Genomic DNA, 22,680 nt, shown 5'->3' on the forward strand with positions numbered 1-22,680 from the left:
TTCGGCAGCGTCAGATTTGTATAAGAGACAGCTTATAAGTATGTATTTTATATAAAAGGTTTTTAGCATTCACTAAACTAATTACTTTATCTTCACTACTCTTTTATGCCAGTGATTCTTCCTTTTATACTTCAGACAGTCCTACCTGTCCTCAGTACCATTTTTGCCCTTTTAGTTCCTGTACTGTCTGCTGTTCTAAATTTTACCATCACTCGTATCCCCAAAATTCCTTCCTATATTCGACTCATTCTCATTTTATATTCAGATATTGATTCATCTGCTAAAGAACGCAAAATATTAATGGGTGGACTACTGGTAATCAGCAGTATTTTGACTTTCATGGCTTATTCTCTTATACCTTTTACGGGTATACCTTTAATCGGTGCTATTACTACCCCTATTGCTGCCTCTTTGTCTATTGTAGTAGCTTTGTCACTTTTAGATATAATTTTTAGCCTTAACAAAGGCTATTACATAAACAAGCTGCAAGAGAGAAATTTTGCAGGAATTAGCGACATAGAAACTGATATTAAAGACTTGAAAGCTGTTTTCGGAAAGTCTTGGCAAAAACTTACAGATACTATTAATAATGCCAGTCAGAAAATCTATGAAAAAGGAAATAAACAGGGAATAAACTTTAATGACAAATCTTTTCAAGGCTATGTTAATCATGAATTAGAAGGCTTGAAATTGTACTTCAATAATAAGTCCGTTACTTACTCTCTAGATACTACTGCTGATTTATTAAAGGACAATAATAGTGATGATTGGACAAAAGAGGCACTTTCTTTTAGTACAGGTGCAGCTATAGGAACTGTGGCAGGTGTGGGAGCTTCAACTGCTGCTTCATCAGTATTTGTCCATGCTAGTTTATTGACAACAATACAAGGCATTTTTGGAATGTCCACAGGTGGTATTGTTGTCGGCGCATCCCAATACGCATTACTTACGGTTGCTGGTCCTATTGGTTTGGGAGTATTAGCAACTGTAGGGATTTATAGCGGTTTGATGAATTGGAAAAATAAGGATGAAGCTGCCAAAATGAGTAAATTTGTATCAGAAGTTATCATAGCGGCTTTGCCAATGGCTTGGGTTGATGGTCACTTAGCACCAGAAGAAGAAGATACTATAGATAGATTAATGAGTACCTCTGGTATTAGAAAACAAGAGCGAGATTTAATTAGAAAAGTTATACATCAACGTCAGAGTTTTGAAGACATTATCCGAAGCAGTATACTTTTTGATGAAGAACATCGAGATAAAACTTGCCGTCAAAGTGATAATGAGCGAGTAAAACATCGTCTTATGTTATGTGTAGCTTGGCAAATTGCTATTGCTGATGGGAAAGCTGAGTTTTCAGAATTGGAACTTCATAAGCGTATGGCATATAAGTTAGGTGTTTCATGGGATGAAGTTCAAGAAATTCGTAGGGTAATTAACCCTTTTTTAGCACTACCTGAAAGCCATAATTGAGCAAGCGATCACTATTGTCTATGATGGTTAAATTCATGAAAGTCTTAAACAAGAAAACAAGACTACACTGAGTGCGATAATTTCAAATATAACAACTAAGGAAATGGTTATGAAATTTTACAAATTTGCATCAAATTTTAGTGTGATCCTAGCACTAATAATCGTTATGTTTGGCGGGATAGAATTGAGTTTTATAACACCTGTTTCTGCCCAAAAACTTATTAATCCTGGTACTGCTGATGATGAATATAGACCAATCAAAAGAATGGTCTTTAATTACCTAATTCAAGATTTTAAAAAGGATCGTATTTATTTAGGAAAAAGTGCCAAGGTTAAAGTTTCACCATTAATAATGAGTGGTGATTGGTTACTAGCTAGTTATTTGATTGTTAGTCGAGAAAATCCAAATGGTTGGGCAGGGCAATTACTATTTCAAAAAACAAAAAAAGGTTGGTTTCATAAAGGTGAAGGTAACTATATTCAAGATGTTCAGACCCTTATAGATTTTGGTGTTCCTCGTGAAAATGCAGAAGGTTTAGCAGAAGGAGCAGATATCTAAATTATCAGAAAAAGTTGGATGGAGTTTTAGGATGGAGTTTTAGAATGATGTTTCTTTGAATAAACCTATTATGTTACTCTGTGAAAAAACTTTCCTGTTCTCAATATCTATAACTTTTTTCCAACTTTTTAGGTTTTAAAATTAATTAGGAAAATTAATGTTAACATTGCGAGGTGGTATTTCATCTGCTGTCAAAGTCACAACTTTACCATCTCGCAAAATACTAATTGATTCTCCTAACCTACGATGTCTTTCTATTGCATTCGCAATAGCAAATTTCACACCAGCATCTATTTTCCTGCTATATCCCCAGGTGATTTTGCAATGCTTGACGCATTTCATTGACGGGAACAGTATCTTGTTGCAACCAGATTTTTAAGGCTGCTGCACCCTGTTGGACTAGCATTTCTAAACCATCAATAATAATTGCTCCTTGTTTTTCGGCTAGATGCAAAAATTTTGTGGGTTTAGGGGTGTAAATTAAATCATAGACAATGGCATCACCAGGCAAATAACTAATTTCTTGGCTACTCAATGGCGATTCTTCAATATGGGGATACATTCCCATAGGGGTCGTATTTACTAATAAGTTAGCTTGATGAAGTAGGTTTGGTAATTCTGTCCATTCATGCACCTGAAATTTATCTGCAAAGGGTGAATTTTGCCAACTTTGATGAAATGCCTGTAATTTCTGTAAATTCCGCCCGACAACATGAATTTCTGCCAAACCGAGTTGAATACAACCAGCAACAACAGCCCTCGCTGCACCACCATTTCCTAAAATTACCGCTCTTTTCTGACTCCAATCTTGATGATATGTTGTTTGTAATGGGGCAATAAATCCTTCCACGTCTGTATTTGTCCCCACCCATTTATCACCTCGACGAGTGACAGTGTTCACTGCACCGATAGCTTGGGCGATAGGGGAAATTTCGGATAACAACGGTAATATTGCTTGTTTATGGGGAATTGTAATGCTAAATCCTACCATACCAATACTAGCAAACCCGGCGATCGCTCTCTCCAAATTCTCCGGTGCAATGGGAAAAGGCAAATACACATAATCTAATCCCAGTTTAGTTAAAGCCGCATTGTGCATCAATGGTGACAGAGAATGTGACACAGGATGTCCAATGACTCCCAAAAGTTGTGTTTTTCCAGTAATCATTTTTATTTTTATTAGTTGTCAGTTGTTAGTGGTCAGTTGTCCGTTGTTAAATAATTTAATTTACAATTATTCACAGTAACTTAATATTTCTTGGCAATATGCAAACAAGTATCACTCCTTCTACAAATCCGATTCCTGGTCAATATTGGCAATGGCGCGGACACAACGTATACTATGTGCAAGCAGGAGCAGCACAAACCCAACGTCCACCCTTGCTATTGGTACATGGTTTTGGTGCTTCCACAGACCATTGGCGCAAGAATATCACAGAATTGAGTGCAGATTTCCAAGTATTTGCCATTGACCTCTTAGGATTTGGGCGTTCCGCAAAACCTAATTTACAGTATAGCGGTGACTTGTGGTGCGACCAACTCCATGATTTTATTAGTGAAATCATTGGTCAAAAGACCATTTTAGCAGGTAATTCTTTAGGTGGTTACGCTTGTTTATGCGTTGCTTCCCAACGTCCTGACAGTGCGGCAGGTGTAGTATTACTGAATAGTGCAGGTCCATTTTCCCAACCAGAAAATCAAATTCAACCTTCTATAAATCCTCTGCAAAAACTTCTAGGAAAAACTGTTACATGGTTTTTTAAACAACGTTTAGCGCAATCTTTGTTATTTCAATATACCCGCCAAAAGTGGGTAATTCGCCGCACATTAGAAAAAGTTTATCTTGATAAAACGGCAATTACAGATCAATTAGTAGCAGAAATTCAGCGTCCGGCTTTTGATAAAGGGGCATTAGATGTATTTGTTTCTGTTTTTAGCAGTCCTCAAGGTCCGAAAGTTGACATCTTACTCAAACAATTAACTTCTCCTTTATTGTTATTATGGGGAGAAGCAGATCCTTGGATGAAAGCGCGAGAACGGTCACAAAAGTTTCATGAATATTATCCCCAATTAACAGAATATTTTCTCACAGCCGGTCATTGTCCCCATGACGAAATTCCTGAACAAGTAAATTCACATTTACGTGATTGGGTAATTAATTTGAGTTAAAAATAAAATGGTTGGGCAAGATGCCCAACCCATAATATTCTAATTATGACTTTATCTAAGTGACATCTTATTTAAGGCGTATTTATTTAGTCATAAATTGGTAAGAACAGATTTTGATAATTACCTCTTTAGACTCACGTATATAAATCGAAAAACCTTAACACTAAAAATATCACTAATGTTTATAAAACTAGAATTCTAGAAATAATGACACAATCTTTAGACACAAAACCACAAGTGCAGGAATTGCGTAAATTGCTTGAAGGTCTTGAATGTGGGATGTTAACCACAATTGATGATGATGGCAGTTTACATAGTCGTCCCATGTCAATGTGGAATGAAATTGATAATGATGCCACACTCTGGTTTTTTACCCCAGCTAATTCTCATAAAGTCGTAGAAATTCAACATCATCAACAGGTGAATGTGAGTTTTTCCGCACCTAATCAAGAACGATTTGTTTCCATATTAGGAACAGCCCAGTTAACAAGAGAACGTCAGGAAATTCAATCAAAATGGCAGCCAGGATTAGAAATTTGGTTTCCTAAAGGCATAGATGAACCCAATATTGCTTTATTAAAAATAAAAGTTAATAAAGTAGATTATTGGGAAAGTTCATCTAGTTTTATGCCGCAAACTATTAGTTTTTTGGAACTCTCACATCGTTAAATATCCCCGACTTCTTGAAGAAGTCGGGAATATATCAAAATCATCCTAAAAATAACTTATATGCCGGATTATCACTTTCATTCCAATAGTGATAACCAAGATTATCTAAAAATGATTGCCATTCTGCTGTTTCATGGGGAGGAACTTGCATCCCTACCACAATCCGCCCATAGTCTGCACCATTATTGCGATAATGAAATAAACTAATGTTCCAATCAGGAGACATAGAAGTTACAAACTGCATTAATGCCCCTGGACGTTCGGAAAATTCAAAACGATAAAGGAGTTCATTTTCTGCTAAAGGAGAATGTCCCCCTACCATGTGACGTAAATGCAGTTTGGTTAATTCATCATCTGTTAAATCTATGGTTTTTAAACCGTGAGATTCAAAATTTTCGACCATTTTCGCAGCGTCAGCACGATTTTCTATTTGCACACCTACGAAAATATGCGCTTCTTTTGCGTTAGCAATGCGATAGTTAAATTCTGTCAGGTTGCGTTTACCAATACAGTCACAAAACTTTCTTAAACTACCCCTTTCTTCGGGAATTCTAACTGCAAAAATAGCTTCTCGACGTTCGCCAAATTCTGCCCGTTCTGCCACAAAACGTAACCGGTCAAAATTCATGTTAGCACCACAAGCAACGGCGATGAGGGTTTGATTTTCAATTTGTTCTCGTTCTGCATAAAGTTTTGCACCAGCGATCGCTAATGCCCCCGCAGGTTCTAAAATAGAGCGAGTATCCTCAAACACATCTTTAATTGCCGCACAGGTAGCATCTGTATCCACTAAAATAATTTCATCCACATATTGTTGACATAGGCGAAAGGTTTCTTCTCCCACTTCCCGTACCGCTACACCGTCCGCAAATAAACCCACCTGAGACAATCGTACCCGTTCGCCAGCTTGCAATGATTGATACATAGCGTTAGCATCTACAGGTTCAACACCAATAATTTTAATATCGGGACGTAACCGTTTAACATAAGCTGCAATCCCGGAAATTAAGCCACCACCACCAATAGCCACAAAAATAGCGTGAATAGGTTGCTGATATTGGCGGAGGATTTCCATACCAATTGTTCCCTGACCTGCGATAACATCAGGATCATCAAATGGATGTATAAAAGTCAACCCCTTTTCTGCTTCTAATTGTCGCGCATGGGCGTAAGCATCATCATAATTATTGCCATGTAATACAACTTCTCCTCCCCGGGCTTTGACTGCATTGATTTTCACCTGGGGCGTAATTACGGGCATAACAATGATGGCTTTTGTTCCTAAACGACTGGCAGCTAAAGCCACACCTTGGGCATGATTCCCCGCAGAAGCCGCAATGACACCCTGTTTAAGTAGGTCTGGTGTGAGATTGACCATTTTGTTATATGCACCCCGCAGTTTGAAGGAGAAAACCGATTGCATATCTTCCCGTTTGAGGAGGAGTTTGTTATGAATGCGGTTGGAAAGATTTGGGGCATATTCCAATGGTGTTTCTTGGGCTACATCATAGACGCGGGCGGTGAGGATTTGTACCAGGTAGTCGCAATACATATCAAGGGGGGGGATTGGGGTTGGTTGTTAATTCTACCGCTTGTTGGGTCTTTGGGGTAATGGTTTTGGGTATGAAATACTGTTTGGTTAAATGTGAACTTAATTCATGAATTTTAATGATACAACTGCCAATATTTATGATATAAATATAAAGTACGGTATTCCTACTTAAAAACCGTAGATTATTTGCAGAGGTGTAGCACCAGTGGGCATAGTAGTTGAAAACGTCTCTAAACAATTTGGTAGTTTCCAAGCGGTTGAACAGGTAAACTTGGAAATTCAGAGTGGTTCGCTGGTGGCTTTACTAGGTCCATCGGGATCTGGTAAGTCTACCTTGTTACGGTTAATTGCTGGTTTAGAAATACCAGATACAGGTAAAATCATTTTAACGGGCAAAGATGCCACTTTTCAAAGTGTCCAAGAAAGAAATATTGGGTTTGTGTTTCAGCACTATGCCCTATTTAAACATTTAACTGTCCGTAAAAATATCGCCTTTGGCTTAGAAATTCGTAAAGCCCCCAAAAAGAAAATTGAGGGAAAAGTAGAACAGTTACTAGAACTGGTACAATTAGGTGGATTAGGCGATCGCTATCCTTCCCAACTTTCCGGCGGACAAAGACAACGGGTAGCCCTAGCTAGAGCATTGGCTGTAGAACCCAACGTCCTCTTATTAGATGAACCATTTGGAGCGCTTGATGCCAAAGTTCGTAAAGACTTACGAGCTTGGTTACGTCGTCTCCATGACGAAGTTCATGTCACCACAGTTTTCGTCACCCATGACCAAGAAGAAGCAATGGAAGTTTCTGATGAAATTGTCGTCATGAATAAAGGCAAAGTAGAACAGGTAGGAACACCCGCACAAATTTATGATCATCCCGCATCTGCATTTGTGATGAGTTTTATCGGTCCGGTGAACGTATTACCCAGTTCTGCAAAAATCTTCCAAAGTAGTGGTTTTGAATCAACAAACCCAGAAACATTTTTGCGTCCCCAAGATATCATCATTGAAACAGTTGGTAATGGCACAACAGCACAAGCTATTGTCAGCAGAATCATTCATTTAGGCTGGGAAATTCAAGTTGAATTAACCTTAGATGATGGACAAATGATGACAGCCCACTTAACACGGGAACGGTTCGATGAATTAAAATTAGAACCACAAAAAAAGGTTTATGTTAAACCGAAAGATGCGAAATCTTTTCCACTTTATTATTCAATTTAGGCAAGAGGCAAGAGGCAAGAGGGAACAGGGGAAAAATTTCCCCCTTACCAATGACAACTGACTAAATTAGAGATTTTGCTTTTTCAGATTCTTTTCCTAATCCTACCAACTCATAGCTAAGATTCCACATCCGCCTACCTTTTTCGTCATCTCTTGCTTGGGGGGAAACTTTTTGCACAAAAGATGTTCTACCTTCTTTTTGACGATTTCCCCAACTCCAATAAATACCAGATTGTTTGTATTCAGAATCAGCAACTACCATTGCCACCCGCTCTCCTGATAATTCCTCAGTCACAAATCCCCCAGTGATATACTTTTGGAAAAGGGGGAAAATTTTCTGGAATAGAGGATAGTGATTGCGGAATAAAGCCGTAGTTGCCACACAACCAGGATAGAGAGAACTAAAAGTAATTCCAGTGGATTCATGAAACCGGTTATGTAGTTCGCGCATCGTCAGAACATTACATACCTTACTATCTTTGTAGGCTTTGACTGGTTCAAATTCCTTACCGTTAATCATGCAAATGGGATTTTGGAAACCTGCGGCAAAACCTTCAAAATTACCCAAATCTGGACGAGGAGGAATTTTTCCACCTAATTCATCTGGGTTGTGGGTAACAGTACCCAAAATTACCAATCGTTTATCAGTTGCAGGTGATTTTTGCAAATCTGCCAACATCAAATTACAGAGGAGAAAATGTCCTAAGTGATTTGTGGTAACGGTTAATTCATATCCTTCAGGAGAAAATAAAGGTTCTTTAATTAAAGGCATATAAATGGCAGCGTTGCAAACCAAAGCTTCTACGGTTCTGCCACTGGCTCGGAAATTATTTACAAATTGTCGAACACTTTCTAAAGAGCCTAAATCAATTTGCATAAGTGTGTAGCTATTTGTGGGGATTCCCACACTTTGAGCAGCTTTTTCAGCTTTAATTAAATCACGACAAGCCATAATAACGTGCCAGTTTCCTTTATCTACGAGAGCTTTTGCTGCTTGCAAACCAACTCCCGAAGAAGCACCTGTAATGATTGCCGTTGACTTACGATTTTGTTCCATTTGTTCAGACTCCTTTGATGATAGTTTAATTACAAAACAGTCTACATGATCTCATGATCTCATGGTTTTAAAGGTTCTTGAGATTGAAATTATTAACCCCCACTAAATCCTTGATAAAAGTTTCAGTCCCCTTGCGGGGATTAAATATACTAAACACAGCTAAAAATAGACCTTGACAAGACGAGAAGAACCATATATATGTAATAGTTTAGCTTTCGCTTTACCCATACCTATAGAATCAAATGATTAAGTCATTTTGAGCATATCCCAATCTGACAGAACAGGGATATCCTCTTTTTCTTAGGTTTTAGGTAGGTCAATAAATATGAATATGCGATCGCCTGCTTTTAAGCCTTCTAAAACCTCAGTTTCGTTATCAATATTCGCGCCAATTGTGATAAAACTCACGAAGAATTGTTAGAGACGGGGGGATGTTATGCTAATGGCTTTAGGATGTCCAAAACAAGAGTTATGGATGAACCAACACAAAGACAAAATTCAGGCTGTGATGATTGGTTTGGGGGGGCGTTTTCTGTCTTTGCAGAAAGTCATAAAAGAGCGCCTTATTGGATACGTCATTTAGGATGTGAGTGGTTATATCGTTTGATTCAAGAACCATTGAGACTATTTAATCGCTACAGTACAACTATCCCAACCTTTATGTGGTTAGCTTTAAAGCAAATCTCAAATAAATTTGCATCTAAGTAGGTTTTTGAGTTTTTGACTTTTTTATAATTATACTATAGCGATCGCACCTCTTCAACTTCCCAAACAGCGATACCTTTGGTAAACTTTGCTAACAGGCAACTAAACGAAGTTACAAATTTTTATAAACTTCATCATCATTGCGTTTACCAACCCGAAAAACATCAACTAATTTATTATCATCATTAATGGTGTACAAAATTCTATATTCACCCTGATCAATACGATAACCTCCTTGATAACCTTTTAAAGCTGCATAGTCTTGAGGACGAGGATTACCCTGAAGTGATAGTATTTTAGAAACAACTTGTTTATATTGTTTTGGTTGTAAGTCTAATAAGTCTTTTTCCGCAGTTTTCGCAATCCTCAATGTATATCTTTCACTCATTGGGGCGTTTTGCTATTATTTCTTCTATGGTGGTAAATCCTTCATTTTCTTCAATTGCACGTCTCAATTTAGCAGAATCTATAGCATCTTCTATAGCCTCTAATAGTTTTAAATCTTCAATACTAATTATCGCTACCGCAGCTTTACCATGACGCTGAATTAAAATTCTTTCTCCACGATATTCTGCACGGTTCATAATATCGGGAAAGTTAGCACGCGCTTCACTTGCACTAATGACAGACATAGCACCTCATAAAATTTATAGGGTTACATAAGATTATAGATTATTTGTTTGTTTTTGGCAAATTGTACAAAATTTAAGTTTGTGCGCGATTCCTAGGTCGCGCTTCGTTATCGCACTCCTTCAACTTCCCCAAACAGCGAACTGACAAGTCAGCGCTTGCGCTATCGCACCCCCTCAAAACCCCAACATACCTTTTTTAACGAACCACAGAGACACAGAGGACACAGAGAAAGAGCGATCGCACCTCCTCAACTTCCCCAAACAGCGATTCCTAGGTCGCGCTTCGCTATCGCACCCCCTCAACTCCCCAACATACCTTTTTTAACGAACCACAGAGACACAGAGGACACAGAGAAAGAGCGATCGCACCTCCTCAACTTCCCCAAACAGCGATTCCTAGGTCGCGCTTCGCTATCGCACCCCCTCAACTCCCAAACAGTGATCGCATCCCCTCAACTTCTCTTTTTAACGAACCAAAGAGACACAGTGTATTGCACTCATCACTAAAATCATTACGTTTCAGCAAAGACTGCTCACATCTAATTACGTTTTTACTGTACTTCTTCACAGAGTAAATTACAGTATGCTATCGGTGAAGTTTGTTAGCTATAAAGCCAAACTCATTCAGAAAATTAGTGTTATCACTTGCTGTTATTAATTATACTGGTTAATTTAGTAATCTTGATAGTCAAAGGTCTTGTTATTTTTCGTCAGAGAAGCTAAGGTAGAGTTAAAATATAATGCGCTTTATAAGCTTAGGTGTTGCAAATGGGTATCCTAGAGGCTATCAAACCTGGTTATTTTGAAGAATTTCGGCTTGAAGAAGCTCAATTATTCTTAGAGCAGTGTTTAGCCTGTGATTCTTCCAATGCTGAATTTTATGAATTTCTTGGAAATATTGCACAACGTCAAGGCATAAACATAGATCAGGTAAAATATAAGCTCTCTGAGGCTCTTCAAGAATTTATAATTTTGTTTGAGCTTCAAGAACAGCTTGTTATTACAGGTTCACAAATCAAGGAGCTTACTAAACGTATTCCTGCTCCTGATTCTGAAAATAAATCAAAGCGTAGTTACGCACTTGAAGAAAAATTCTTGGACATGGCTTTTCAGAAGTTTGTCGAAAGAGTTTCTGAAATTAATTATGTTCACTCCAGAATCGTAGAGAATTACTGGAACTATCTTCCTGAGAAGCTTCAGGATTTGATTTTGTTTGGTTATATCCAAGAATTATTGGCTCAAGGAAAATATTCTTTATCTGAACTTGGCATTTCTCAAGCTGTTTGCAAAAAACACGAAGATTCGTTTTTGCAATTCAAGAGTTATCTTCTTAATGTATTGAGTGATTCTGATGTTGGTGTACGGTTACCTCAGTTAATAGATAAATATGAGCAAATAGTTTCTAATACCTCTGAAAATAATCCTACCCAGCAGAAAAAAACACCATGTAAGAGGTATAATTTGGAAGAGTTCTTAGTAAAAATAACTCCTCTAAATTCTCATGGTGAAAGTGACTGGGGTGAAGCAATTGGTAACGAAGTTTGGTAGTAAGGTATATGTGCCGGAGCGCGGCGACATTGTATGGCTAAATTTCAGCCCTCAAGTAGGACATGAACAAGCTGGTCATCGCCGTGCTTTAATTATTTCTCCTATGGTATATAATGATTTTGGTCTTGCCTTAGTCTGCCCAATAACTCGCGCTATAAAAAATTATCCTTTTGAATTTCCTGTACCTGACGGTATAAATACTACTGGCGTTGTTTTAGCAGATCATCTTAAAAGCGTTGATTGGAAAGCAAGAAAAGCTGAATTTATTGAAAAAGTTTCAGTTGAATTTGTTACTGAAGTCATTAGTATATTATCTATGATAATTCCCTATCCTCAGCAAGATTAAAAGTGTTGTAATGACTGAGGATAAAAGCAATTAGTAAAATACTAATATCGCATCCCTCCAACTTCCCCAAACAGCGATTCCTAGGTCGCGCTTCGCTATCGCACCCCTCCAACATCCCAAACAGCGATACCTTCGGTGTTTAAATCGGTTTTTAAATCTGATATACTTTTAATAGATCAAGTTAATCATAAGTTTTACTTGATATTAATTAACTAGAATCTAAGAATATGAAACAATATAAAACTATACAGCTACAATTGAAACCAGAAATAGAAGATCGTCTGATTACCCAAGCTAATAAACAAGGTTTATCAATTGAATCTTATCTTGAATCTTTAATTGAAGATAGTTTGAAAAATCAAGATGAAAAATCTTTTTCTCAAGTAACGGATGATGAAGATTGGGAAACAGCACTAATGAATTTAATCAATAGTCCTGCTTTTGCTGTAGCACCACCACTTTCAGATGCAGCTATTAGTAGAGATAGTATTTATACCAGAGAAGATGAAATGTTATGAAATATCTGGTAGATACTAATATTTTACTGCGTTTGGTACAAAAAAATAGTCCGATGCACCTTGATACTCAAAGGGCAATTTTAACGCTCAAAAAGCAAGGTAATTTTTTATGTATTATTCCACAAAATATAATTGAATTTTGGGCTGTTGCTACAAGACCACTTGATAAAAATGGCTTAGGTTTATCTATCACTCAAGCTGAAGAAGAAAGCGAAAAACTTAAAAAGATATTTATATTGGAATTGGATACACCACAAATTTTTACTAAGTGGGAATCTCTGGTTATTAAACATCAAGTGATGGGAAAACAGGTGCATGATGCACGTTTAGCTGCGGCTATGGTAGTTCATAATATTACACATTTATTGACATTTAATGTTGATGATTTTAAACGGTTTTCGGATATTGTAGTTGTTGATCCACGTAGTATTGTTTAATCATGGCGATCGCATCCCCTCAAACTTCCCAAATGGCGATTCCTGCGGAGCGCTTCGCTATCGCACCCTCTCCAACTTCCCAAACAGCGATACTTTGGGTAAGTTACACTTGCTAATTCTGATCTGATATACTGATAATATGTAAAAATCATCAAATGTAGTATTTTATGATTAATAATCACCAACTCATCACAGAAACATCCTCAACGACACCCTGGAACGATTTATTATTAGAAATTGCCCAAACTCCAGAAGAATACATACCAGAAATATTAGAAATTATCCGTTTATTTCGTCAAAATTTGATCAATAAACCAACAACTTCGATAAACACAGAAAAACACAAATTAAACTGGCAAGAATTTATTAATCAAACAGCAGGAAGTTGTGCTGATGATCCAATTATTCTGGATGATTTAGGAATTGATGATAGCTTAGATAACAGTTTAGAAGAAATGATTAATTCTTAGGAATACAAACTGATGAAATATTTATTAGATAGTAATGTTTGTATTCAATATCTTAATCAAAGATCAGAAAAGATTATTCAGCGTCTTCAAGATTTATCCGATATAGATATAGTCGTTTGTTCTATTGTCAAAGCTGAGTTATTTTATGGTGCAATGAGAACTCATAATCCTGCAAAAACTCTGCAAAAGCAGCAGGAATTTTTAGGGAGGTTTGTTTCTTTGTATTTTGATGATCAATGTGCTTTAATTTATGGCGAAATTCGTAGTAAATTGGCTGCTAAAGGTACTCCTATCGGTAATAATGATTTACATATTGCTGCTATTGCAATGGCTAATAATTTAACTTTAATTACTCACAATACTAGAGAATTTAGTAGAATTGATAATTTAAAATTAGAAGATTGGGAGATTTAGTAAATAGCAATAACTTCGGTAAGCTACGCTATCGCATCCCCTCAACTCCCAAACAGCGAACTGCTTGCAGCAGCGCTTGCGCTATCGCATCCCCTCAACTTCCCAAACATTCTTTTTTTAACGAACCACAGAGACACAGAGAAAGAGCGATCGCACCCCCTCCAACTTCCCAAACATCCTTTTTTAACGAACCACAGAGACACAGAGGACACAGAGAAAGAGAGATCGCACTCCCTCAACTTCCCAAAAGCGATTCCTGCGGAGCGCTTCGCTATCGCACCCCTTCAACTTCCCCAAACAGCGAACTGACAAGTCAGTGCTTGCGCTATCGCACCCTTCAACTTCCCAAACAGCAGTTATCACATTTTATAAATTTCAAACATTGCTTATTCTGATCCGATATACTGGTAATATGTAAAAATAATCAAATCTAGAATTTTATGATTAACAATCACCAATCCATTACAGCTAAATCATCAGCAAAACCCCGCAATGATTTATTAGTAGAAATTGAACATACTCCAGAAGAATATATACCAGAATTACTACAAATTGTCCGGTTATTTCGTCAAAGTGTGACGATGAAACAGACATCTTTAAAGAACTGGGAAAATTCTATTAAGGAAATTGATGAAAGTGATGCAATTAAAAAAGAACATAGAAAAACCAATATTAAAAGATTATTCGAGTCATGGAATGAATCAGATGATCAACAAGAACAACAAGAAACTTTAGAAATTATTGAATCAATGAATGGTATTTCAATTTAAAATACAATGAGTAAGGTTATTATTTTAGATTCTGCACCTGTGGGATTAATTACTAATCCTAAAGGAAATCCTCTATCTGTGCAATGTCAAGAATGGTTTTATAGTCTTTTTGAAAGAGGTTATGAAGTCATTTTACCAGAAATTATAGATTATGAAATTAGACGGGAATTATTAAGAGCAAATAAGTTATCAGGAATTAGAAAACTGAATCAACTTAAATCAGAAATTATTTATCTTCCTATTACCACAGAAGTAATGTTAAAAGCAGCAGAATTATGGGCTGAGGTGAGAAATAAAGGTAAATCTACAGCAGATAATAAGGCTTTAGATGGTGATGTTATTTTAGCTGCTCAATCTATTTTAGTTGCTAATTATGGAAATGAGGTAATTATTGCCACAAGTAATAAAAAGCATCTTTCTCTTTTTATTGATGCTAGAGAATGGCAAGAAATTTAAACGGTGAGAGCGATCGCACTCCTCCAACTTCCCCAAACAGCGATTCCTACGGAGCGCTTCGCTATCGCACCCTTCAACCCCCCAAACAGCGATCACACGCGATCGCACCTCCTCAACTTCCCAAACAGCGAACTGCTTGCAGCAGCGCAACGCTTACGCACCCACATCCCTACAAAACATTTGACAAAAATTGACAATATTTGCCATAATTAAAGAATCAGAAATATAAAGACTTATTAGCTATGACTACAGTAAATATTTCTCTTCCCGATTCCATGCGGGACTTTATCAATGAACAGGTTGCAAAATGTGGCTACAGTACCACAAGCGAATATATTCGACATTTGATTCGTCAAGATTTAGAAAAAGTGGCACAATCCCGAATAGAAACATTGCTATTAGAAGGCTTAGATAGTGGTGAAGCGATTGAAATTACGGATGAGTGGTGGCAACAAAAACGCACTCAGCTTCTTGAGAGACTCCGCAAGTAATAGCAATGACTAGACGAATTGTAATTAGACCAAAGGCTAGTGTTGACCTTGATGAACAGTTTGCTTATATTGCTGACAGTAATTTTGATGCAGCATTGAGTTTTTTTGATGCTACGAGGCAGACTTTTTCACAATTAGCACAACTACCTGGTATTGGTAGTGTTTATAATGTTAAAAATCCGCGTTTAGTTGGTTTGCGGAAGTGGGGAGTTAGAGGATTTGAAAAGCATCTAATTTTTTATTTAGAAGGGGATGAGTATATTGAAATTGTTCGGTTAATTCATTCTGCACGGGATATTTCACAGATTTTAGCAGAAGAAGAATAGCTATAGTCATCAGCTATGCGATCGCACTCTCTCAACCTCCTAACAGCGATCGCACTCCTCCAACTTCCCCAAACAGCGATTCCTACGGAGCGCTTCGCTATCGCACCCTTCAACCCCCCAAACAGCGAACTGACAAGTCAGCGCTTACGCTATCGCACCCCCTCAACTCCCCAAACAGCGAACTGCTTGCAGCAGCGCTTGCGCTATCGCATCCCCCCAACTCCCCAAACAGCGAACTGCTTGCAGCAGCGCTTGCGCTATCGCACCCCTCCAACTTCCCAAACAGCGATCGCATCCCTTCAAATCCCCAAACAGCGATCGCACCCCCTCAACTCCCCAAATAGCGATCGCACTCTCTCAACTTCCCAATATCCTTTTTTAACAAACCACGAAGAAGCGAAGAGCGCGAAGTTAAGAAAGAAGAGAAGAGAGATAAAAACATTATTCTACCAGTTTAGCAGCTATTGATTTACCAATATTATGGTAGTATTCATTACGTATAGCTCTAGGAAATTTAGCCATTACAAACACAGTTTGACTATTGCTACCAATAAAGAAATCTTCTAGAGAATCTTCTGAAGGTTTTATAAATTCAACATCTGTTATTTGTCTCCAATAATATTCATATCCCATACCGTAGAACACAACGGCTTTAGGTTGATGTTCTGTGATTCTTTGACTAATATGATTCATTCGTTTTTCAAGACAATACTTTGTATAAGTATCTCTATCTGATAAAAAAGGAAGTTTAGAATGTTTAGCATATATCCAATTATTAATAGATGGTGAAGGTAAAGGCAATAATTCTAATAAACAAGTTTCTTTATTTTTCCTACCTAATTCCTTTATTTGATAGTCACGAATATCCTCTTTATTAATATTCTCTTTTCCTTTAGCAGTTAATACCATACGCATTATTGCCCTCCATACTGGTACATCCAATTTTGCACCTGTTTGAAAACCTTGCGGCCATCCCATCTCTATATGATATTCAGCAATATCGTCTATTTCTCTCTGCTCCCTTTTTCCCCATAAATTGATTCTTTGATCAGTATCTTTAAAGCTTCCATCTCCTGCTTCTTCCATACCAATAAACCAATATTTTCCTTCATAATTACCATATCCATAAAATTTCTCAATTCTTTTTTCTAAAAGTTCATCATTTAATAATTGTTGACTGTCCATAATTATGTAATACTCCTGAGATAAAGATATTTGACAAGTAAAATATATTGTAGTACAAGTAAACTATAGTGTCAAGCAAAAAAACTTATTATAACCATTTGATATTACCTAGATCATGACACTTGACAAGTAAAAACGACTATAGTATAAATGTTCTAGTATTTCCAATTAAAGAAAAATAATCAGGAGTTAATATGGGTGTAGGTTGGTGGTCTAAAGCGGAAGTTGTCACAACTGAACCGGAAAAAGTCAAAGAGTTAATTTTGCAAATTACAAATGAGGGGGAAACTACAGGGGTTTATAACATAAAAATAAAAGGCAATTCTATTTTTTTCGATTCAGATGCTTATGGGCGTTATGGTATAGAGTGGGAAGAGGGTTTTTTTGATACTTATGACTCACTTTTATTTGCAAGATTATGTGAGGAATATACAGGAGCATTAATTTGTTTTGAGGCTGTCAACCCAGGTGAGATGTGTAACTATTATTGTTCATCAATTTGGATGAAACCTGAAGGGGTAGTTAAACCGAAAACGGAGGATGAGGATGATGATGATCAATATGAAAGTGAGGAAAATGAAACTTTTTATATAATAAGTCATGTACTCTGGTGGGAAGATTTGGATTGTTCAAAATCCTATGATGATTATGAACCTGCATTTCAGAGATATTTTAATACTGAACTTATTACTTTATGGTGTCCTACATTTGATTACCTAGAAAAACATAGAGAGGAAATGCCAAATCTATATGCGGCTTATATAAAAGCTAAAGAAGATGGATTTGATGATTGGGCAATACCCTCCTGGATTCAAGAAAAAGCAATTACTTATGAAGTTGCTCAACAAATAGGAGAATTATATAGTGATGATCAAGATGCTGTAATTCAAGATTGTTTTAATAATATGGAGAAGCAAATTTCTGATCAATCGTATTTTTACGATGGAATTGGACTTCCTGAGAATTTTCCTAAATTATCCAAATTAAAGTAAATAAACTCTCTTCATCTTTGCGCCTTTGCTCCTTAGCGTCTTTGCGCTAAACAAACCTCTCTGTATCTCTGCGCCTCTGCGTGAGAAAAAAGGGCATAGTCAACAAACTACACCCCTAAAATTAACCTAAAGTTGCTTCACCTCACTAACCAACTTAGCCACCATATCCTTAGCACTACCAAACAACATAGTAGTCTTATCCTATGATTTTACAATACCTTCTAGTTTTTCAAGAGGTGGAAGGTCTTTCAAAGCATTGTAAAACGCTTCCGTTTTTTCAAATAAATCCTGTAGCGTTAATAAATGAATCCTAATTAGCCCAATATCTGGATGTCCATAAAGGCGATCTGTAAATGTATCTTTATACCCAACTCCAGACAACATAATGCTTACATCTGCTCTATGATATTTGATATCTGAGTAATATTTTCGCGCTTCATCTTTATCTAAAGGTTTTCTGCTTAATTTAGATTGAAAGTGAATTTTTTTACCTTCAAAGAAAGTTGAACCATCAATACCGTCGTCTGATCCTCCTGGACCTGGTGTTAGTTGAAGACAATCTGCAAATCTCTGTCCAAGCTTCTGCTTAGAATCGTTTTCAGCTTCAAGAATACCTTTTATCAGGTAGTAGGTTGTCGGATCGCTATACACTTTTATTTTTCCTCAAGACTAAACATTTTCTTGACTAATATTTAAATTCTTGTCATATAAAACTTCAATCCCAGCAACAGCATATTTGCTTGCTTCTTCTACCTCTTTCACACCTAATTTATTAAGTTTGTTTAATGTTTCAGCATTAAGTATAAGTTTATGAATACTAGACCCTAAACTTTCAGGATAATATTGTAAATCCTTAACTTCAACACCTTTTTTTTCAGATAAAAAAATGATGTAGTTTATACAAGAGTTTAGCATTGTTCGCACAGACACACCAAATATCTTACAATATTCTTCAACCTTCTTTTCTTGAGATTCGGATAGATAAACTTTTAAAGATGACTCATTTAGACCAGAATCACGCTTATCTAAGCCAGAAGAAATTAGATAATCTACGGATGTATTTTCTATAGCTTGTTTTTCTTGTTGAAATTTTGGTGTCATCAGAATCTCCTAGCTAAATTATCAATCAATCAATCAACTTAGAAGAGAGCCAAAATAACTATTGAGATTTTCCAACCCTGGATAATTCCAAACAAATTCTCTCTCATTTAATGCTTTATCTACTTCCTTGTTTAAATCCTTCATACGATTGGCAACCTTATAACTACTGGGCAATCTGGAAATAATTTCCAATAGTTATACAACAGCAAATCTCAAGCAACTTTTTTATATTTTATTTGTTCTTCTTGCTAGATGTTTAAGTAGTAGCAAGTATTTTAATAGTCTTACTGAAAAGTTCCAAAGTAAGGGCATAGCAATAAACTACACCCCTATACTATAACCTAAAGTTGCTTCACCTCACTAACCAACTTAGCGACCATATCCTTAGCACTACCAAACAACATCGTCGTTTTAGCCTTATAAAACAACTCATTATCAACACCAGCAAAACCAGCACTCATACCGCGCTTAATCACAATAGTTTGCTTTGCGCGATCAACCTCCAAAATCGGCATCCCATAAATAGGACTATTCTTATCACTACGCGCCGCCGGATTGACCACATCATTAGCACCAATCACCAATGCCACATCAGCCTGTTCAAACTGGGGATTAATATCCTCCATATCATACAACTGCGTATAGGACACATTAGCTTCCGCCAATAACACATTCATGTGTCCCGGCATTCTCCCCGCCACCGGATGTATCGCATATTTCACATCCACACCCATGCGCTCTAATTGATCAGCCAACTCCCGGACGCTATGCTGTGCTTGAGCAACCGCCATACCGTATCCTGGTACAATCACCACAGAACGGGCATAACCCAACATCATCGCCCCTTCTTCTGCATCAATACTGCGAACAGGTTGATTACTAGCACCAGCAGCAGCACCACCAGTAGCAGTAGAAACAGAACCAAAAGCACTAAATAAGACACTGAACAAAGAACGGTTCATAGCCTTACACATAATTTCCGTCAGGATTAAACCAGAAGCCCCCACCAAAGCACCGGCGATGATTAACATATTGTTCATCACCACAAACCCAGCCGCAGCCGCAGCCACACCGGAGAGAGAGTTTAACAGGGAGATAACAACCGGCATATCACCCCCACCAATGGGGAGGACGAACATCACACCCAACACCAAAGAAACAGCCACCACAGCTAAAAATACGGGGAGGCTATCTGGTGTCCTGATTAAATAGGCACTTCCCGCTAAATAAGAACCTAAAAGCAGGATGTTAAAAGGTTGCTGCAAAGGAAAAGTAATGGGAGTACCGCTAATTAAACCTTGCAATTTGGCAAAAGCGAGAAAACTACCTGTTAAAGTCACGCCACCAATTAACACATCCAATAACATAGATATGTTGACATCGAGGGGGATAGGCTGTGAACTATCTAATAACCGCCAAAATTCAGCCACAGCGATAAGTGCAGAAGAAGCACCACCCAAACCGTTGAGTAAACCCACCATTTGGGGCATTTCCGTCATTTGCACTTTGTAAGCAATAACAGCACCAATTACCGAACCAATAGCCAAGCCTACCAAAATCATCTCGTAATTTAATACGTGCTGATCTAGCATTGTGGCGACAATTGCTAATAGCATCCCCACCGCAGCGACAAGATTACCGTTTCTAGCACTAGCAGGAGAACCGAGTTTTTTCAAACCCAGGATAAATAATGATGCAGCGACTAAGTAAGTTAGCTGAATCCCAGTTGGTAAAAAATCGCTCATGCTTTAATTTCCTTTTTTTTAAACATTTGCAGCATTCTGTCAGTAACTAAAAAACCGCCGACAACGTTAACCATTGCCAAAATTACGGCGATTAAACCGAGAATGACTGATAAATTCGTGTTTCTTTCCCCAGCAGCCAGGATTGCACCAATTACGGAAATCCCGGAAATGGCGTTTGAACCGGACATTAACGGGGTGTGTAATGTGGGGGGAATTTTGTTAATGACTTCAAAGCCGATAAAGGAGGCTAAGACGAGTACAAATAAGGCTGGAAGTAATGCTTGTGTCATGTGATTTTTGGATTAAAGAATAAGGCTCACGCAAAGGCGCAAAGGAAAGAAAGATAGGATACGCAAGAACTCTCTAAAACTCGTATTTCTCTGTGAACTCTGTGCCTCTGTGGTTCGTTATTCCGTGATTTTCATTGATGTAACCTAAACCGCTACCGCTTGCAAAGCATCCTTAACTCGTTGGTTTCTAATTTCCCCACCATGAGTCACACAAGCAGCGTCAACGATATCGTCACTAAAGTTGATTTCTAAGGCTTTGTCTTTAATCAACAGTTGCATTAATGAAGTAACGTTCTTTGCATACAGTTGGCTGGCGTGTACTGGCATGGATGAGGGTAAATTAATTGGTCCGATAATTGTTACCCCGTTCCAAATAATATCTTTACCTGCTTCTGTACAAGCGCAGTTTCCACCTTGTTCTGCGGCTAAGTCTACTATTACTGAACCGGGTTTCATTTGCGCTACCATTTCTTCTGTCACCAGCCTGGGGGCTTGTCTTCCTGGTACTTGGGCGGTGGTAATGACGATATCGGAGTTTTTGACGTGGCTGGCTACTAGTTCTTGGGTACGCTTTTTACTGTCCTCCGAAATTTCTTTGGCGTAACCACCGGCTGCGACGGTTTCTTCTTCGAGTTTGACTTCGACGAATTTCGCCCCTAAGCTTTGCACTTCTTCTTTGACGGCTGGGCGGATGTCAAAGGCTTCTACTACTGCTCCTAGCCTTCTTGCGGTGGCGATCGCTTGCAATCCTGCCACACCTGCCCCCATAATAAATACTTTGGCGGGGGCTATTGTCCCTGCCGCAGTCGTCAACATGGGAAAATATTTCGGTAATGCCGCCGCCGCAATCAATACGGCTTTATAGCCCGCCAGAGAAGCCTGGGAAGACAAGGCATCCATGCTTTGCGCTCTGGTGGTACGGGGGATTAATTCCATACTCAAAGCTGTAATTTGCCGATTTGCTAATTGTTGGGCAATTACGGGATTTCCCAGAGGATTGAGGAAGCTAATTAATACAGAACCGGATTTAAGTAACTCAATTTCTGTCCGGCCATCTTCTCTGGTTTGGGGTGGGCTAACTTTGAGTAAAATATCTGCTTCACTCCATAATTGAGCAGAATTGCCGATAATTTTAGCACCTGCTGCTTCATAGTCAGCATCGCTAAAAAATGCTTTTTCTCCCGCCCCTGCTTCTACAAAAACTTCTAAACCTTGTTTGACTAATTTGGCTACGGTGTCGGGAATTAAAGCTACACGCCGTTCACAAACTTCTATTTCTTTCGCAACTGCTATTTTCATGCCATCTCCTAGAAATAAATCCTTAACATCACCCCTTGACTATTAATTAAGCTGTCGGGATGATTAACCATGAATTACCTTTGTAGATAGAACTTTCAACCTTTTTGTTTTTCCTATCCTTGGGCTTTATTCACAATCTCAACTTGACAATATGCAAATATCATCCTTGCAAAATAGCTATAAGTAGAATTAGTTATCGCACATCCTATGCCGATATCTACATTTTGTATATTGTTCTTCAGATTATTTTATAT

The 22,680-nt window shown here is 37.8% G+C and carries 30 protein-coding genes and 1 pseudogene; 19 read left to right on the forward strand and 12 right to left on the reverse strand.

Annotated elements, in window-relative coordinates:
- Window positions 1-105: 105 nt before the first annotated feature.
- Window positions 106-1,473 (forward strand): TerB family tellurite resistance protein, encoded by a 1,368-nt coding sequence (locus IQ228_RS03935; RefSeq protein WP_193962209.1) that lies wholly within the window; start codon window positions 106-108, stop codon window positions 1,471-1,473.
- Window positions 1,474-1,582: 109 nt separating this feature from the next.
- Complete coding sequence (locus IQ228_RS03940) at window positions 1,583-2,032, forward strand: hypothetical protein (RefSeq protein ID WP_152540413.1); 450 nt, start codon at window positions 1,583-1,585, stop codon at window positions 2,030-2,032.
- A gap of 141 nt (window positions 2,033-2,173) precedes the next feature.
- Here IQ228_RS03940 and IQ228_RS03945 read toward each other — a convergent pair whose 3' ends face one another.
- Complete coding sequence (locus tag IQ228_RS03945; RefSeq protein ID WP_035081358.1) at window positions 2,174-2,374, reverse strand: hypothetical protein; 201 nt, start codon at window positions 2,372-2,374, stop codon at window positions 2,174-2,176.
- The gene (locus tag IQ228_RS03950; protein ID WP_193962210.1) at window positions 2,334-3,200 is read right to left on the reverse strand and encodes a shikimate dehydrogenase; all 867 of its coding nucleotides are present in this window, start codon (window positions 3,198-3,200) and stop codon (window positions 2,334-2,336) included. Before IQ228_RS03950 ends, IQ228_RS03945 begins: the two co-directional genes overlap by 41 nt.
- Window positions 3,201-3,298: 98 nt before the next feature.
- Here IQ228_RS03950 and IQ228_RS03955 point away from each other — a divergent pair, with 98 nt between their 5' ends.
- Entirely contained in the window at window positions 3,299-4,201 is a 903-nt protein-coding gene (locus IQ228_RS03955) for an alpha/beta fold hydrolase (protein ID WP_193962211.1), read from the forward strand.
- A 207-nt stretch (window positions 4,202-4,408) separates the two neighbouring features.
- Complete coding sequence (locus IQ228_RS03960) at window positions 4,409-4,870, forward strand: pyridoxamine 5'-phosphate oxidase family protein (protein ID WP_027401310.1); 462 nt, start codon at window positions 4,409-4,411, stop codon at window positions 4,868-4,870.
- Window positions 4,871-4,910: 40 nt separating this feature from the next.
- Here IQ228_RS03960 and ilvA read toward each other — a convergent pair whose 3' ends face one another.
- Complete coding sequence (gene ilvA, locus IQ228_RS03965; protein ID WP_193962212.1) at window positions 4,911-6,422, reverse strand: threonine ammonia-lyase, biosynthetic; 1,512 nt, start codon at window positions 6,420-6,422, stop codon at window positions 4,911-4,913.
- 205 nt (window positions 6,423-6,627) lie between these two features.
- Between ilvA and IQ228_RS03970 the strand changes: the two genes are divergently transcribed.
- Window positions 6,628-7,644: a sulfate/molybdate ABC transporter ATP-binding protein gene (locus IQ228_RS03970; RefSeq protein WP_027401312.1), complete on the forward strand. Its 1,017-nt coding sequence runs from the start codon at window positions 6,628-6,630 to the stop codon at window positions 7,642-7,644.
- A 61-nt stretch (window positions 7,645-7,705) separates the two neighbouring features.
- Here IQ228_RS03970 and IQ228_RS03975 read toward each other — a convergent pair whose 3' ends face one another.
- Window positions 7,706-8,701, reverse strand: a complete 996-nt coding sequence (locus tag IQ228_RS03975; protein WP_190384270.1) for a protochlorophyllide reductase — start codon at window positions 8,699-8,701, stop codon at window positions 7,706-7,708.
- Window positions 8,702-9,146: 445 nt separating this feature from the next.
- Between IQ228_RS03975 and IQ228_RS03980 the strand changes: the two are divergent.
- Window positions 9,147-9,409: pseudogene (locus tag IQ228_RS03980) on the forward strand (WecB/TagA/CpsF family glycosyltransferase); the annotation flags it as partial.
- A 109-nt stretch (window positions 9,410-9,518) separates the two neighbouring features.
- On the opposite strand, the gene IQ228_RS03985 reads toward IQ228_RS03980, so the two are convergent.
- Together IQ228_RS03985 and IQ228_RS03990 are read right to left on the reverse strand one after the other, a co-directional pair.
- Window positions 9,519-9,794, reverse strand: coding sequence for a type II toxin-antitoxin system RelE/ParE family toxin (locus IQ228_RS03985; RefSeq protein WP_027401315.1), 276 nt, complete (start codon window positions 9,792-9,794; stop codon window positions 9,519-9,521).
- Complete coding sequence (locus IQ228_RS03990; protein WP_027401316.1) at window positions 9,787-10,038, reverse strand: type II toxin-antitoxin system Phd/YefM family antitoxin; 252 nt, start codon at window positions 10,036-10,038, stop codon at window positions 9,787-9,789. Before IQ228_RS03990 ends, IQ228_RS03985 begins: the two co-directional genes overlap by 8 nt.
- A gap of 768 nt (window positions 10,039-10,806) precedes the next feature.
- Here IQ228_RS03990 and IQ228_RS03995 point away from each other — a divergent pair.
- The 12 genes from IQ228_RS03995 (at window position 10,807) to IQ228_RS04050 (ending at window position 16,282) form a co-directional block, all read left to right on the forward strand.
- Window positions 10,807-11,586: a hypothetical protein gene (locus IQ228_RS03995; RefSeq protein ID WP_035081362.1), complete on the forward strand. Its 780-nt coding sequence runs from the start codon at window positions 10,807-10,809 to the stop codon at window positions 11,584-11,586.
- Complete coding sequence (locus IQ228_RS04000) at window positions 11,540-11,932, forward strand: type II toxin-antitoxin system PemK/MazF family toxin (RefSeq protein WP_051424235.1); 393 nt, start codon at window positions 11,540-11,542, stop codon at window positions 11,930-11,932. The genes IQ228_RS03995 and IQ228_RS04000 overlap by 47 nt, the downstream gene beginning before the upstream one ends.
- A 227-nt stretch (window positions 11,933-12,159) precedes the next feature.
- Entirely contained in the window at window positions 12,160-12,450 is a 291-nt protein-coding gene (locus IQ228_RS04005) for a hypothetical protein (RefSeq protein ID WP_027401318.1), read from the forward strand.
- Window positions 12,447-12,887, forward strand: coding sequence for a PIN domain-containing protein (locus IQ228_RS04010; protein ID WP_027401319.1), 441 nt, complete (start codon window positions 12,447-12,449; stop codon window positions 12,885-12,887). Before IQ228_RS04005 ends, IQ228_RS04010 begins: the two co-directional genes overlap by 4 nt.
- 167 nt (window positions 12,888-13,054) lie before the next feature.
- A complete protein-coding gene (locus tag IQ228_RS04015; RefSeq protein ID WP_035081365.1) occupies window positions 13,055-13,357 on the forward strand; it encodes a hypothetical protein in 303 nt (100 codons plus the stop codon).
- A gap of 12 nt (window positions 13,358-13,369) precedes the next feature.
- Window positions 13,370-13,771, forward strand: coding sequence for a type II toxin-antitoxin system VapC family toxin (locus tag IQ228_RS04020; protein ID WP_027401320.1), 402 nt, complete (start codon window positions 13,370-13,372; stop codon window positions 13,769-13,771).
- A gap of 440 nt (window positions 13,772-14,211) precedes the next feature.
- Window positions 14,212-14,541: a hypothetical protein gene (locus tag IQ228_RS04025; RefSeq protein ID WP_027401321.1), complete on the forward strand. Its 330-nt coding sequence runs from the start codon at window positions 14,212-14,214 to the stop codon at window positions 14,539-14,541.
- 6 nt (window positions 14,542-14,547) lie between these two features.
- Window positions 14,548-14,997, forward strand: coding sequence for a type II toxin-antitoxin system VapC family toxin (locus IQ228_RS04030; protein ID WP_027401322.1), 450 nt, complete (start codon window positions 14,548-14,550; stop codon window positions 14,995-14,997).
- Window positions 14,982-15,191 (forward strand): hypothetical protein, encoded by a 210-nt coding sequence (locus IQ228_RS04035; protein ID WP_152540414.1) that lies wholly within the window; start codon window positions 14,982-14,984, stop codon window positions 15,189-15,191. Before IQ228_RS04030 ends, IQ228_RS04035 begins: the two co-directional genes overlap by 16 nt.
- 48 nt (window positions 15,192-15,239) lie before the next feature.
- The gene (locus IQ228_RS04040; RefSeq protein ID WP_027401323.1) at window positions 15,240-15,488 is read left to right on the forward strand and encodes an addiction module antitoxin; all 249 of its coding nucleotides are present in this window, start codon (window positions 15,240-15,242) and stop codon (window positions 15,486-15,488) included.
- A gap of 5 nt (window positions 15,489-15,493) precedes the next feature.
- Window positions 15,494-15,814 (forward strand): type II toxin-antitoxin system RelE/ParE family toxin, encoded by a 321-nt coding sequence (locus IQ228_RS04045; protein ID WP_027401324.1) that lies wholly within the window; start codon window positions 15,494-15,496, stop codon window positions 15,812-15,814.
- Between the two features lie 15 nt (window positions 15,815-15,829).
- Window positions 15,830-16,282: a hypothetical protein gene (locus tag IQ228_RS04050; protein WP_193962213.1), complete on the forward strand. Its 453-nt coding sequence runs from the start codon at window positions 15,830-15,832 to the stop codon at window positions 16,280-16,282.
- Here IQ228_RS04050 and IQ228_RS04055 read toward each other — a convergent pair.
- Window positions 16,256-16,999, reverse strand: coding sequence for a hypothetical protein (locus IQ228_RS04055; protein WP_193962214.1), 744 nt, complete (start codon window positions 16,997-16,999; stop codon window positions 16,256-16,258). The genes IQ228_RS04050 and IQ228_RS04055 overlap by 27 nt on opposite strands.
- Window positions 17,000-17,193: 194 nt before the next feature.
- Here IQ228_RS04055 and IQ228_RS04060 point away from each other — a divergent pair, with 194 nt between their 5' ends.
- A complete protein-coding gene (locus IQ228_RS04060; RefSeq protein WP_193962215.1) occupies window positions 17,194-17,991 on the forward strand; it encodes a hypothetical protein in 798 nt (265 codons plus the stop codon).
- A gap of 201 nt (window positions 17,992-18,192) precedes the next feature.
- Here the strand turns inward: IQ228_RS04060 and IQ228_RS04065 are convergent, their stop codons facing one another.
- The 5 genes from IQ228_RS04065 to IQ228_RS04085 form a co-directional block, all read right to left on the reverse strand.
- Window positions 18,193-18,642: a hypothetical protein gene (locus tag IQ228_RS04065; protein ID WP_052149729.1), complete on the reverse strand. Its 450-nt coding sequence runs from the start codon at window positions 18,640-18,642 to the stop codon at window positions 18,193-18,195.
- A gap of 18 nt (window positions 18,643-18,660) precedes the next feature.
- On the reverse strand, window positions 18,661-19,092 hold the full coding sequence (locus tag IQ228_RS04070) for a hypothetical protein (protein ID WP_039199507.1): 432 nt from the start codon (window positions 19,090-19,092) through the stop codon (window positions 18,661-18,663).
- A gap of 341 nt (window positions 19,093-19,433) precedes the next feature.
- Window positions 19,434-20,837, reverse strand: coding sequence for an NAD(P)(+) transhydrogenase (Re/Si-specific) subunit beta (locus IQ228_RS04075; RefSeq protein WP_193962216.1), 1,404 nt, complete (start codon window positions 20,835-20,837; stop codon window positions 19,434-19,436).
- A complete protein-coding gene (locus IQ228_RS04080) occupies window positions 20,834-21,127 on the reverse strand; it encodes an NAD(P) transhydrogenase subunit alpha (RefSeq protein WP_027401330.1) in 294 nt (97 codons plus the stop codon). The genes IQ228_RS04075 and IQ228_RS04080 overlap by 4 nt, the downstream gene beginning before the upstream one ends.
- 144 nt (window positions 21,128-21,271) lie before the next feature.
- Window positions 21,272-22,426 (reverse strand): Re/Si-specific NAD(P)(+) transhydrogenase subunit alpha, encoded by a 1,155-nt coding sequence (locus tag IQ228_RS04085; RefSeq protein ID WP_027401331.1) that lies wholly within the window; start codon window positions 22,424-22,426, stop codon window positions 21,272-21,274.
- Window positions 22,427-22,680 lie beyond the last annotated feature (254 nt).

The sequence above is a fragment of the Dolichospermum sp. LEGE 00246 genome (genome assembly GCF_015207865.1).
Classification (GTDB): domain Bacteria; phylum Cyanobacteriota; class Cyanobacteriia; order Cyanobacteriales; family Nostocaceae; genus Dolichospermum; species Dolichospermum heterosporum.

Excerpts from the sequence above, each read along its gene's own strand:
- IQ228_RS03935 (WP_193962209.1), top strand. The coding sequence starts at position 106 with ATGCCAGTGATTCTTCCTTTTATACTTCAGACAGTCCTACCTGTCCTC.
- IQ228_RS03940 (WP_152540413.1), top strand. The coding sequence starts at position 1,583 with ATGAAATTTTACAAATTTGCATCAAATTTTAGTGTGATCCTAGCACTA.
- IQ228_RS03945 (WP_035081358.1), bottom strand. The coding sequence starts at position 2,374 with ATGAAATGCGTCAAGCATTGCAAAATCACCTGGGGATATAGCAGGAAA.
- IQ228_RS03950 (WP_193962210.1), bottom strand. The coding sequence starts at position 3,200 with ATGATTACTGGAAAAACACAACTTTTGGGAGTCATTGGACATCCTGTG.
- IQ228_RS03955 (WP_193962211.1), top strand. The coding sequence starts at position 3,299 with ATGCAAACAAGTATCACTCCTTCTACAAATCCGATTCCTGGTCAATAT.
- IQ228_RS03960 (WP_027401310.1), top strand. The coding sequence starts at position 4,409 with ATGACACAATCTTTAGACACAAAACCACAAGTGCAGGAATTGCGTAAA.
- ilvA (WP_193962212.1), bottom strand. The coding sequence starts at position 6,422 with ATGTATTGCGACTACCTGGTACAAATCCTCACCGCCCGCGTCTATGAT.
- IQ228_RS03975 (WP_190384270.1), bottom strand. The coding sequence starts at position 8,701 with ATGGAACAAAATCGTAAGTCAACGGCAATCATTACAGGTGCTTCTTCG.
- IQ228_RS03985 (WP_027401315.1), bottom strand. The coding sequence starts at position 9,794 with ATGAGTGAAAGATATACATTGAGGATTGCGAAAACTGCGGAAAAAGAC.
- IQ228_RS03990 (WP_027401316.1), bottom strand. The coding sequence starts at position 10,038 with ATGTCTGTCATTAGTGCAAGTGAAGCGCGTGCTAACTTTCCCGATATT.
- IQ228_RS03995 (WP_035081362.1), top strand. The coding sequence starts at position 10,807 with ATGGGTATCCTAGAGGCTATCAAACCTGGTTATTTTGAAGAATTTCGG.
- IQ228_RS04000 (WP_051424235.1), top strand. The coding sequence starts at position 11,540 with ATGGTGAAAGTGACTGGGGTGAAGCAATTGGTAACGAAGTTTGGTAGT.
- IQ228_RS04005 (WP_027401318.1), top strand. The coding sequence starts at position 12,160 with ATGAAACAATATAAAACTATACAGCTACAATTGAAACCAGAAATAGAA.
- IQ228_RS04010 (WP_027401319.1), top strand. The coding sequence starts at position 12,447 with ATGAAATATCTGGTAGATACTAATATTTTACTGCGTTTGGTACAAAAA.
- IQ228_RS04015 (WP_035081365.1), top strand. The coding sequence starts at position 13,055 with ATGATTAATAATCACCAACTCATCACAGAAACATCCTCAACGACACCC.
- IQ228_RS04020 (WP_027401320.1), top strand. The coding sequence starts at position 13,370 with ATGAAATATTTATTAGATAGTAATGTTTGTATTCAATATCTTAATCAA.
- IQ228_RS04025 (WP_027401321.1), top strand. The coding sequence starts at position 14,212 with ATGATTAACAATCACCAATCCATTACAGCTAAATCATCAGCAAAACCC.
- IQ228_RS04030 (WP_027401322.1), top strand. The coding sequence starts at position 14,548 with ATGAGTAAGGTTATTATTTTAGATTCTGCACCTGTGGGATTAATTACT.
- IQ228_RS04035 (WP_152540414.1), top strand. The coding sequence starts at position 14,982 with ATGGCAAGAAATTTAAACGGTGAGAGCGATCGCACTCCTCCAACTTCC.
- IQ228_RS04040 (WP_027401323.1), top strand. The coding sequence starts at position 15,240 with ATGACTACAGTAAATATTTCTCTTCCCGATTCCATGCGGGACTTTATC.
- IQ228_RS04045 (WP_027401324.1), top strand. The coding sequence starts at position 15,494 with ATGACTAGACGAATTGTAATTAGACCAAAGGCTAGTGTTGACCTTGAT.
- IQ228_RS04050 (WP_193962213.1), top strand. The coding sequence starts at position 15,830 with ATGCGATCGCACTCTCTCAACCTCCTAACAGCGATCGCACTCCTCCAA.
- IQ228_RS04055 (WP_193962214.1), bottom strand. The coding sequence starts at position 16,999 with ATGGACAGTCAACAATTATTAAATGATGAACTTTTAGAAAAAAGAATT.
- IQ228_RS04060 (WP_193962215.1), top strand. The coding sequence starts at position 17,194 with ATGGGTGTAGGTTGGTGGTCTAAAGCGGAAGTTGTCACAACTGAACCG.
- IQ228_RS04070 (WP_039199507.1), bottom strand. The coding sequence starts at position 19,092 with ATGACACCAAAATTTCAACAAGAAAAACAAGCTATAGAAAATACATCC.
- IQ228_RS04075 (WP_193962216.1), bottom strand. The coding sequence starts at position 20,837 with ATGAGCGATTTTTTACCAACTGGGATTCAGCTAACTTACTTAGTCGCT.
- IQ228_RS04080 (WP_027401330.1), bottom strand. The coding sequence starts at position 21,127 with ATGACACAAGCATTACTTCCAGCCTTATTTGTACTCGTCTTAGCCTCC.
- IQ228_RS04085 (WP_027401331.1), bottom strand. The coding sequence starts at position 22,426 with ATGAAAATAGCAGTTGCGAAAGAAATAGAAGTTTGTGAACGGCGTGTA.